The sequence below is a fragment of the Propionivibrio pelophilus DSM 12018 genome, from assembly GCF_059569095.1.
The window spans coordinates 24,369-35,040 of sequence record NZ_JCANUT010000043.1 but is presented as its reverse complement, the minus strand read 5'-3'; the positions used below and the strand labels follow the sequence as shown (position 1 = coordinate 35,040).

General features: G+C 56.2%; 6 protein-coding genes and 1 pseudogene. All 7 read left to right on the top strand.

Going from position 1 to position 10,672, the window contains the following annotated elements:
• Positions 1-174 precede the first annotated feature (174 nt).
• The 7 genes and pseudogenes from BO74_RS15500 (at position 175) to BO74_RS15470 (ending at position 10,671) form a co-directional block, all read left to right on the top strand.
• Positions 175-1,338: an iron-containing alcohol dehydrogenase gene (locus BO74_RS15500; protein ID WP_496443340.1), complete on the top strand. Its 1,164-nt coding sequence runs from the start codon at positions 175-177 to the stop codon at positions 1,336-1,338.
• A gap of 13 nt (positions 1,339-1,351) precedes the next feature.
• Positions 1,352-2,833: an aldehyde dehydrogenase family protein gene (locus BO74_RS15495; RefSeq protein WP_496443338.1), complete on the top strand. Its 1,482-nt coding sequence runs from the start codon at positions 1,352-1,354 to the stop codon at positions 2,831-2,833.
• A 350-nt stretch (positions 2,834-3,183) separates the two neighbouring features.
• On the top strand, positions 3,184-4,143 hold the full coding sequence (locus BO74_RS15490) for a D-2-hydroxyacid dehydrogenase (protein ID WP_496443336.1): 960 nt from the start codon (positions 3,184-3,186) through the stop codon (positions 4,141-4,143).
• Positions 4,144-4,174: 31 nt separating this feature from the next.
• Positions 4,175-4,432 (top strand): annotated as a pseudogene (locus BO74_RS15485) (IS110 family transposase); the annotation flags it as partial.
• A gap of 359 nt (positions 4,433-4,791) precedes the next feature.
• Entirely contained in the window at positions 4,792-6,789 is a 1,998-nt protein-coding gene (locus BO74_RS15480) for an FUSC family protein (protein WP_496443334.1), read from the top strand.
• A 54-nt stretch (positions 6,790-6,843) separates the two neighbouring features.
• Positions 6,844-8,859, top strand: a complete 2,016-nt coding sequence (locus BO74_RS15475) for an FAD-dependent oxidoreductase (RefSeq protein ID WP_496443332.1) — start codon at positions 6,844-6,846, stop codon at positions 8,857-8,859.
• 6 nt (positions 8,860-8,865) lie between these two features.
• The gene (locus BO74_RS15470) at positions 8,866-10,671 is read left to right on the top strand and encodes a [FeFe] hydrogenase, group A (RefSeq protein ID WP_496443330.1); all 1,806 of its coding nucleotides are present in this window, start codon (positions 8,866-8,868) and stop codon (positions 10,669-10,671) included.
• Position 10,672: the final 1 nt, after the last annotated feature.

The following is a 10,672-nucleotide window of genomic DNA, read 5'->3' as shown; positions in this document are numbered from 1 at the left end:
GTTTCAAGAAACTGCAGGGCGTGGGTTGATTAAGCGGATTAAGGCGTTCAGCGCTTTGAAGATATTTGGCCACCAGGGCGAGTTATTGAGTGTTTCGGCAATTTTGGAGACGGCTACCAATAGTAAGTTACCTGGATCGTTTAAACGTGAAATTAGAAGAGGAACCGAGAAAGCATGACTTACACTATTCCATCCTTTAGCTACCATATTCCTACAGCGATAGAGTTCGGTTGGGGATCGCTTGCCAGACTTCCCTCGATAGTGAAGGGGCTGGGCGGTACGCGCGCGTTTGTGGTTGGTGATCCTGGCGTGGTCAAGGCGGGTGTGGTCGAACGTGTTATTGGCACACTCGTGAGTGCTGGAATCCCATCTATTCCCTTTTCCGACATCGAGAGCGATCCGGATGTGAGTTCCGTGGATAACGGCGTTCAGCTTGCCAAGGCGGAAGTTTGTGATGTGGTGATTGGAGTGGGTGGGGGTAGTGCTTTGGATACTGCCAAGGCGATTGGTCTTATGCTGAATAACCCGGGCACCATTCGCGACTATGTTGGTGTCGGCAAGGTTGAAAGAGCTGGGGTGCCGGTCGTAGCAATTCCCACCACTGCAGGGACGGGTAGCGAACTGACCATCTGGTCGGTTCTTTCGGATAAGGAAAAGAAAGTCAAAATCAGCGTTGGGAGTGTTCTTAATTGTCCGCGAGTGGCTCTTCTTGACCCTGAATTGACTGTTTCATTGCCCCCGGCCATAACAGCGGCGACAGGTATGGATGCACTGGTACATGCGCTCGAATCCTACGTAAACAAGGCTACCCAGCCGATCTCTGAAGCGATGTCAGAACAGGCGATGGCTCTTATCGCGAGAAGCCTGCGCGTGGCAGTTGCTCAGCCTGACAATGCGCAGGCTCGTGCGGATCTGTTGCTTGCTAGCACCATTGCGGCCATGGCTTTCAATAGCACGCGTCTCGGTCTAGTGCATGCCTTCGCGATGCCTCTTGGTGCGCGGTTCCATATTCCTCATGGGCTGGTAAATGCAATCATGCTACCTGCGGTGATGCGCTTTAATTTACCTGGCAATCTTGGTAAGTATGCGCGTATTGCAGAAATCTTCGGTGAACAGATTAAGGACCTAAGCCTACACGAGGCAGCTAACCGTTCAGTAGTCGCGATTGAAAGCCTTAAGGCGGATGTTGGGATTACGGCCAAACTTGGCCAGTTTGGCGTGACAGAGGCTGATTTCGACAGTGTTGTCGACGAGGCATTGCTTTCCGGAAACGTGCTGGTGAACCCGCGTAAGCCGACTCGTGACGACATGAAAGCACTTTTGAGTGCCGAACTTTAAAAGGGAAAACCGAATGACTACGAATATGCAAACTTGGCTTGACAAGAATGTAGGTGGCCGCTACGGGAACTTCATTGATGGCGAATGGCAGGATGTCGGTGCTAGCGCGACAGAGATCCGTAACCCTGCTCGTAAAGATCAGGTTCTTGGCTATTTTGCTGAAAGCACTTCGCAAGATGTCGAACGAGCAGTTAGTGCAGCACATAAAGCTTGGAAAACGTGGCGCGAAGTGCCGGGGCCTGAACGAGGATCGATTCTGTTTAAGGCGGCTGATATTTTAGAGCGACGCGCCGAGGAAATTGCTTTTACGTTGTCGGCAGAGCAAGGCAAGGTTCTTGGGGAGTCTCGAGGCGAGGTAATGCGTGCTGCTAAGGAGCTGCGGTTTGCCGCCGGAGAGGCCAGTCGCATCGATGGTGACACGCTACCGAGCGAGAAGCGCAAGGGTTTGGCCATGACTTTGCGTGAGCCGATTGGTGTGATTGCCGCGATCGCTCCTTGGAATTTTCCGGTGGTGACTCCGGCACGAAAGATCGGGCCAGCGCTTGCTTATGGTTGTACCGTTGTATTCAAACCGGCCACCCTTACGCCTTGGTCGACCGTAAAACTGATGGAAGTGTTTAAGGAAGCAGGACTCCCGAATGGAGTGGTGAATCTGATTCTTGGTTCCGGGCGGGCTGCTGGCGAGGCGATGATTCGGCACCCATTGGTACGTGGAGTTACCTTTACCGGATCGACGGGGATCGGAGCCGATATCAATACCCAGGTTGCTCATCGCTTCGTGCGCACACAGCTAGAACTTGGAGGAAAGAACCCTGCAGTAGTTCTCGGTTACAAGGACGTTGGTAGTGTTGCCAAGCAGATTTCCTCAGCAGCTTTTGCTTGTTCCGGTCAACGTTGTACTGCAATCAGTCGTGTGATAGTGCTGGAAAATCTCGTCGATGAAGTGACTGAGGCCTTGGCGGCAGAACTTTCGGCAATCCGCGTTGGCCCGGCATGGGATCCGCAGGCTACGATGGGACCGCTGATTACCGACCAGCATCGCGTTTCTGTCTTGCGTAACATGGCGGTCGGACTCGATGAGGGAGGGCGTCTTCGATTCGGTGGCCGCGTACTGGAAGAAGGCGAATTTGCCCATGGCCACTTCCTTGAGCCGACTCTAATTGACCGTGTTGCGCCAGATAAACGGCTTGCTCATGAGGAGGTATTTGGCCCCGTTCTAAGCGTAATTTCTGTGCGGGATGCCAATCAGGCCTTTGCAGTGGCGAACTCGGTTAAATATGGCTTGGCTGCTTCTATCTTTACCCGTGATATTGATGAAGCACTTCGTTTTGTTCGTGAGAGCGAATCGGGGATGGTCCACATTAACCACGGAACAGCGAGCGAAGCGCATATGCCGTTCGGTGGTGTAAAGGACTCTGGCTTCGGGGCTTACTCGATTGGTCACAGCAATCAGGAATTCTTTACGGCACTAAAGGCAGCCTATTTCCAATCATGAAGACCAAAGGTGTGCGCCACGCGACGCACGCCGTTCTCAAAACAAAGCGATTCAAGTGACCAAAGCATCATGCAGCTATTCAGTCGAAAGCGGATATGTAGTAGGCGGAGTTACGTCTGAGACTCAATCTATGGGCGCCAGCTGAAATGGGTTTCGACAGACGCAGCACGTGGAATTTGAGTATTGTTCGTTCCGGATCAATGGTGTCTGAATCAGGGTAAATCTTACGCGGCATTTTAAATGCCATGGTTCTCGACGTACAACACCGAAACGGCGACGAGATTTGGACAAATCAACGTGACATCTTGAGTGTGTCATTTCGATAAATTAATTAGATTTCTGGAGTGCTAATGAAAATTGTGGTTCTTGATGGGGGAACTCTGAACCCTGGGGATTTGTCGTGGAACGAGCTAGCCGAACAGGGAGATTTAACGGTATATGCTCGTACGTTACCCGAGATGGTTGTTGACCGAGTTCGTTCGGCCGAAGTTGTATTTACTAACAAAACGGTTTTGACTCGTGATCATCTTCTTAATTGCCCTAACGTTAAGTTCATTGGCCTACTTTCAACTGGCTATAACGTTGTTGATATTGAGGCTGCGCGAGAGAACGGAATTACGGTATGCAACATTCCAACCTATGGGACGATGTCGGTCGCCCAGTTTTCTACGGCGCTATTGCTTGAGTTATGCCATAGAGTTGGTCACCATAGTGAAATTGCGCGTTCCGGGTTTTGGGCAAAAAGCGTTGATTTTTGTTTCTGGAACGGACAGTTAGTCGAGCTGGATGGCAAGATTTTAGGACTAATAGGATTCGGACGCATTGGTCAAGCTTTTTCTAGGATCGCCCAAGCCCTTGGCATGCGTGTTCTGGTCTACGACAAGGTGGTAGATAAGCACCTAGAAAGCGCAACGTTAAAATATGTTTCGAGCATTAATGATCTATATTCGACCGCTGATGTTATAAGCTTGCACTGTCCTTTGTTTGAGGACAATCGAGGAATGATCGACAAAAAGAGCATCGCTCAAATGAAACGCGGAGTATTGCTAATCAATACTGCGCGTGGCCCGTTGATCGTTGAACAGGACCTTGCTGACGCGCTTAATTCAGGCCACGTTGCTGGGGCAGCAGTCGACGTACTTTCGTCTGAGCCCCCTCAGTTCGACAATCCATTGTTGTCTGCTCCCAATTGCATTGTGACTCCCCACATTGCTTGGTCCACCACTGAGGCGAGGCAACGCTTGATGCGCATAGCGGTTGAGAATTTAGTGGGGTTCAAAAATGGCGTGCCACAAAACGTAGTGAATTAGTGCAAAGACTTGTATAAGTTGGGTAACGGCCAAGCCAACCCTGCTGGGCATCAGCAAGCGCGGAGACGTGTACTTGCGGACCTTGTTGATCCACGGCGCACGGGCCGCGATTTTGGCGGCAACCCGTCATGCCAAGTCGAATCCCTGGCTGAACCATTTGCTCGACAGACGAAACCCGAATATTGCTGCCGTCGCCTTGGCGAACAGGAACGCAAGAACCATCTGGGCCTTGCTTGCTCATGACCGGGAATTCCAGGCCGATTATGTGCCGCGACTGGCAGCCGCATAGTCAGCACCGGATGCGTAGTACCCAGCAGAGCGAACTTCCAACGATTGCTCAGGCGATCATGCTGTGATGGCAAAACAGGTATCCAGGGGCGTCAGATTGTGCGGGAACGCATTGAGCTTGTACGGGAGAAGCGCAGAGGCTGGCAGTACTTCAAGGTAAAGAATCCCGCGACCGGGAAGATTGAAGACAAGGCGATCTATGTAGAGGGGTATGAGGATCTGGTCGTAGGATCAGGTGCTTACAAATAGCTACGCCTTTGGCATATATCAATACTCGGTGAGACGTTTTTTTAACAAATCACCGTTTCTACGCGCTCCGATGAAATGTGTGGTGCTTGGAGATATACCCTGGATTACGGATTGTTCAAGTTTGGCCTGCGTACGGCGCTTGCGAGTTGGCTGGCGTTGGTTGCGGCAACCTTACTAGGTTTGTCCAGTGCACACTGGGCTGCCATGACCGTGTGGTTCGTGGCGCAGCCGGATCGAGGCGCGTTGTTTGAGAAAAGCCTGTTTCGTGTACTAGGAACGATTGTTGGTGCTCAGGCCGGTGCGCTCATTGCCCTTGTCGCGCAAGGAGCGCCTCTCGCCTCCATCCTCTGTCTTGCGCTCTGGGTGGCTCTTTGTGCCTGGGTCGGTAACCTGTTGCGGCATTACTCCGCATATTCAGTGCTGCTGGCCGGAGCAACGGCAGCAATCGTCGTTTTGCAGAGTGTGCATCAGCCATCTCACGCCCTTGATCTCGATTTCGCCCGGGTAGCGAACATTTTCATCGGTATCGCCGTTGCGATCGTCTTCACTCTGTTTTTTTCGCCAAAGACGTCTGGCATCGACATTGAAGAGCGTCTGCAGCGTTTGCGGGGAAAAACTTTGCGGGCCCTTGGCGCAATCTTGTCGGATGTCTCTGCGGCGAAAATGCGCAAACTGCGTTTTGAAGTTGTGCTTGACATTGCTTCACTTGAAGACTTGTTGGACCACGCTGCTTCCGGGTCTCCCCGAGCGCACCTGTTGAACCGCCACGTACGTGCCGTGTTGGGAGCTCAACTCTCGCTTCTTTCTATTGCCAGTGCGCTGCGCAAGACATGGGAGCGCGAGAGCCATCAGTCCGAGTATTCAGAGATAAAGGCTGCGTCATGGTGCAAGGCTCTAGCGGATGTGTTGAATGAGTCCGTACGCGAAAGTTCTTTGGAGTCTGTGCGGAAGGAACTACGGCTAATCGGGATCGATATGACCCTGCGCGGGCGATTGCTAATAGAAATGCACGACCTGCTTCGGACTTTCGATCAAGAGCAATCTGTGATCCATGCCGCACATACAAGCAGATCTCCATCATTCAACCTTGTCTTGCACCGAGACTGGCTGGCTGCCCATTACGCAGCGTGGCGCGCGCTTTGTGCCATTTTTGTAGTCGGATCGCTTTGGGTATTAAGCGGATGGAGCTACGGTAACCTGATGCTGATGGGGGTGTGCATGTTCGTGATCCTCTTTTCGCCCCTGGAGAACCCCTCGTCAGTACTCCGGGGAATTGTTATCGGTTCTGCCGTTGGGGGTGGCTTGGCCATCGTGATGCGCACTCTTGTATTTCCTGTCGTTCCGTCGATCGAATGGATTCTGTGTGCTTCGTCGCCAGTTTTCATCCTTGGCGCACTATTGATGTCTTTTCCACGAACCCGCAGCTTTGGTGTGGAAATCGTCTTGTGTTTCCTGCTTGTCGCACAGCCAGGAGCGTTGTCGTTAGGTTCAGGGGAAGACATTGCGTTTGGTGCGCTCGCTTTGGTAATAGGCAGCGGGGCTTCCTATCTTACTTTTAAACTGCTTCCTCCGTTCAGCCTCCGGCGACGGATTGGTGAACTCGGAGCGATGGTAGTTCGTGACCTTCAATCGATGGTGGCGAACCGGGCGCGCAACGGCGAGCGCTGGTTGCAGCGTTCCAGCCACCGAGTCTTGCGCGTGGCTAGATTGGCTAGTTGCGGGCAGAACAATGCATCTGCAATGGTCGACGGTTGCTTTTCAGTCATTGCCCTTGGCCGTGCGGTAATCCTTGTCTACCAACTATTAGGGCGCATTCGTAATCATTCTTCTTGCGTCACGCTCGTGGAATCCGCTCTGGAATCGCTCAGTTCGCTTCCGGGGAGTCCTGATGTTGCGGCGGCAGCTCTTGGCGAATCGTCCAGATGTCTGGAGAAGGAGCATGTCGCATCTTTGATGCACCACGAAACCAGCGAGATTCTTTATCAAAATGTCCGACAAGATCTGTCGACAATTCTTGATGAGATGGTCGCGGTGATTACTTCCCAGAGCGAATTTTTCAGGTTCGTTTCGATGACTCCAGGTGGTCAATTGGTTTTTGCCATGCGGTAAGGGATTCAAAGCGTGGTTGCGCGTGGAGCAAAGGTTTTTTGATGAGGAGAAGAGATGCATCAGTATGTATACGGCGTTTGGGACAGAGCGGTCATTGATGCACGAACCGAACGCTGCGAGCGTGGGGATCTGCCGCTAACCGGGTTCAAGGAACTTGTGCCAGAGATGAAAGCCAAGGCCTTCATTTCCGATCGTGGCTTTTTGGTGCTCGATGAGAACGTCTGTTTGGCAGAAGCATTTGCAGAGTACCTTACTAAGGCGGCGACAGAATCATGTGGCCGGTGTACACCGTGCCGGGTCGGGACGCAGCGACTGCGGGATTTGCTCAAAGAGGTTGCGGCGGGTTCGGCGGAAGCTAATGCCTTGAATGAAGTGGGTGACCTTGCCACCCAAATAACAGCCACCTCTCTCTGCGGCATGGGCCAGAACTGTGCACGGGCACTGCATGCGGCCCTGACGCACTTCCCCGGCGAATTTGCCGCCATGACCCCGGCGCAGGCCGTCTTCCAGCACAGTTTCACCTACACCACCGCGCCGTGCATCGAAGCCTGTCCGTCGAAGATCGACGTGCCGCGCTACATCGACGGCGTCAAGAGCGGCAAGTTTGACTTCGCTCTCGGGGTGGTACTCGACAAATACTCGATGGCGGCCACCTGCGGCCGCGTCTGTGTGCGCTTCTGCGAAGACGCCTGCCGGCGCAATGCCGCCGAGGGTGCCGTCGGCATCCGAATGTTGAAACGCTACGCCGCTGACCAGGCGCTGCTGCATGGCCGCCTCAAGTTGGCGCCGAGTGCCGAGAAACACGCCAAACGCGTCGCCGTCGTCGGCGCCGGTCCGGCGGGAATCACCTGCGCCTACAAACTGCTGCTCGGCGGGTTCGCTGTCGACGTGTTCGACGCCCAGCAATCGGCGGGCGGCATGGCCTCGATCGGCATCCCCAGCTACCGGCTGCCGAAGGACGTGGTCAAGGCCGAGAGCGAGGATCTCCTCCGTCAGCTTGGCGGCCAGTTCCACTACGGCAAGGTGCTCGGCCGCGACTTCTCGGTCGACGACCTGATGGCGCACGGCTACGACGCCGTGTTTCTCGGCTACGGGGCGAGCCGGGGCTCGCAACTCGGCATCCGCAACGAGGAGCTTCTTCCCGAAGGCTACCTGTCCGGCGTTGATTTTCTGCTCAAGGTGCACAAACAGGTCGAGTACGGCGAGCCGTTCCCGCTGCAGGGCGAGGTGGTCGTCGTCGGCGGCGGTAACGTCGCCATGGACTGCGTGCGTTCGGCGCGGCGGATGGGTGCCAAAACCGTCCATATCGTCTATCGCCGCACCGTTGACGACATGCCCGCCGACCATGAGGAAATCCATGCTGCCGAACAGGAAGGCATCGTCTTCCACTGCCTGACCAACCCGTCCGAACTGGTCATTGAGGATGATCGCCTGACCGGCGTCAAACTCGTGCAGATGCGTCAGACCGAAAAGGACGCCAAGGGCCGGCGCAACGTCGAACCCATTCCCGACTCGGAAACGCTTCTGCCCTGCGACTGGCTGATCGCCGCCATCGGCCAGGTTGTCGATGCGACGGTACTCAAACCCGAAGAAGGCATCGAACTCGACCGCTGGAACTGCATCAAGGTCGATTCCGACACCCTGCAGACGACCCGCAAAGGCGTCTTCGCCGGTGGCGACTGCGTGCTCGGGCCGCTGACGTTGGTCAATGCGCTCGATCACGGCGAACGGGCCGCCGCCAGCATCCGTGCCTGGCTGCTCGACGGTGAGGTGCGTGTTTCCCCGGAGCGGCGTATGCAGAATTTCCTTGCCCGGAACAACCTGCTCGCCAGCGAGTGCCTGGAACATCCGCCGCTGAAGAAAGCGCGGGCCCGCGTGCCCGAACTTCCGGCCGACGAACGGATCCGCAGCTTCGCCGAGGTCGATGGCACGATCGCCAAGGACGTCGCCTACGAAGAGGCGAGCCGTTGCCTGCGCTGCTACCGGCTCTACTCCGTGGTGATCGAGAAGCCCCTGCAACATCGCGTTGCTGCCAAATCCGCCACAACAACGACAACCATCGCAGGGTGACCGCTCATGTACGCGACGATCAACGGACAAGACTACGAATTCAAATCCGACGAAACCATTCTCGAGGTCGCCCGCCGTCAGGGCATCCACATCCCGACGTTGTGCGAATTGAACGACATCGACCACGCACCCGGCACCTGCCGCGTTTGCCTGGTCGAAGTGCAGCGGCCGGGACAGGCCGCCCCGGAATACCTAACCGCCTGCGATACGCCGATGGGCGAGGGCTGGACCGTGCAGACGCGCACCCGTGCCGTGCAGGAGATGCGTCAGCTGCAGATGGAAATGATCATGGCCGATCACCATCAGGATTGCTCGACCTGCCCGCGCACCGGCAACTGCGAACTGCTGCCGGTGGCCAACTCGGTCGGCCTGAAGCAGATCCGCTTCCGCTACACCGAAGGCTGGAAGGATCTTCAGCCCGACACCGGCACGCAACCCATCGTCTATGATCGCAGCCGTTGTATCCGCTGCCAGCGCTGTGTCGCCGTCTGCCGCAACGTCCAGGGCATCGACGCGTTGGAGATGAACGGCTGGGGACCGACCGCCGGCGTGCGGCTGAAAGGCGGCGACGTCGACATCTCCCCGTGCGTGACCTGCGGCCAGTGCGTCATGGTCTGCCCGACCGGGGCGCTGGCCGAGCGCGATCAGACGCAGGACGTGCTCGACTTCCTCGGCGATCCGGAGATCATCACGGTCTTCCAGATGGCCCCGGCGATCCGAGTCGGCTTCGGTGAGGAATTCGGTTTGCCAGCGGGAACCAACGTCGAGGGGCAGATCATCGCCGCGCTGCGCAGCATCGGCGCCGACGTGATCCTCGACACCAACTTCGGTGCCGACGTGGTGATCATGGAGGAGGGCACCGAACTGCTCGGCAAGCTCGCCGAGAAACAGCGCCCGGTGTTTACCTCGTGTTGTCCGGCCTGGATCAACTTTGCCGAGAAGCACTACCCCGAGGTACTGCCGCATCTCTCCTCGACGCGTTCGCCGCAGGCAGTGGTCGGCAAGATCGCCAAGACCTATCTGGCGGAAAAGCGCGGCTTCGATCCGGAAAAAATGCGCGTCATCTCGATCATGCCCTGCACGGCGAAGAAGGAAGAGGCGGCGCGTCCGGCCCTGCGCAACAACGGCTATCCGGACGTCGACGTCGTACTGACCATGCGCGAGTTCGCCCGCCTGTTGCGCCGCGAGGGGCTCGACCTGAAGAACCTGGAGCCTTCTGCCTACGATGACCCGCTGATGAGCGAATACTCCGGCGCCGGGGCCATCTTCGGCACGACCGGCGGGGTCATGGAAGCTGCCGTGCGCACAATGTACTACGTGCTTAACGGCAAGGAACTCGAACACATCGAAGTGTCGCAGTTACGCGGTTTCGACAACGTCCGTTCGGCGACGGTTGACCTTGGCCGCGAGTACGGCGAAATTCGCGTAGCCATGTGCCACGGCCTGAAGGGTACGCGACGGCTCGTCGAAGCCGTGCTGGCCGGCAAGGCCAATTTCGACTTCATCGAGATCATGGCCTGCCCGGGCGGCTGCGTCGATGGTGGCGGCACGCTGCGTTCGAAGAAGGCGTATATCCCGCACGCCATGCGCCGGCGCGAGACGATCTTCAACATCGACCGCAAGGCCAAGGTACGCCAGTCGCACAACAACAAACAGGTGCAGCAGCTCTACGCCGACTTCCTCGGCGCGCCGCATTCCGAGAAGTCGCACCATCTGCTGCACACACACTACGGCCCGCGCCCGTGCGGTGTCGATGCGGATATCCGCGCCGAATGGGATGAATTGCGCGGGCAGGATGGAAAGGAGTCGTAGC

Bases quoted from the DNA above. Each gene is read 5' to 3' on its own strand.
- BO74_RS15495 (WP_496443338.1), top strand. From the start codon at position 1,352: ATGACTACGAATATGCAAACTTGGCTTGACAAGAATGTAGGTGGCCGC.
- BO74_RS15470 (WP_496443330.1), top strand. From the start codon at position 8,866: ATGTACGCGACGATCAACGGACAAGACTACGAATTCAAATCCGACGAA.
- BO74_RS15490 (WP_496443336.1), top strand. From the start codon at position 3,184: ATGAAAATTGTGGTTCTTGATGGGGGAACTCTGAACCCTGGGGATTTG.
- BO74_RS15475 (WP_496443332.1), top strand. From the start codon at position 6,844: ATGCATCAGTATGTATACGGCGTTTGGGACAGAGCGGTCATTGATGCA.
- BO74_RS15500 (WP_496443340.1), top strand. From the start codon at position 175: ATGACTTACACTATTCCATCCTTTAGCTACCATATTCCTACAGCGATA.